Source organism: Roseivirga echinicomitans (assembly GCF_001592935.1).
GTDB lineage: Bacteria > Bacteroidota > Bacteroidia > Cytophagales > Cyclobacteriaceae > Roseivirga > Roseivirga echinicomitans.
On sequence record NZ_LRDB01000049.1, the window covers coordinates 1 to 304 of the forward strand.

General features: G+C 35.9%; 1 pseudogene. It reads left to right on the plus strand.

Annotated features, from left to right (window positions below):
* Positions 1 to 304 (plus strand): annotated as a pseudogene (locus AWN68_RS14290) (cytochrome C biogenesis protein); the annotation flags it as partial.

The window sequence follows — 304 nt, forward strand, 5'->3', positions numbered from 1 at the left end:
GCCTTGGTTAATTATGGTGGCCAGTATTCATACCATGATCACTTTCAAGAAAAGTGCAACAGCCCTAAAGACATCGATTATTCTAGTGATCACCTCTTTTATCCTTATCCTTTATTCTACCTTTTTAACGAGAAGTGGAATTTTAGGAAATGCCTCTGTTCATTCGTTTACTGACTTAGGCCTTTCGGGACAGTTGTTGATCTACTTAATGTTCTTCCTCATTATCTCCATCATATTTGCAGTTAGAGTTTGGAAAAAAATACCTTCTTCAGAAAAAGAAGCATCAACTTATTCCAGAGAATTT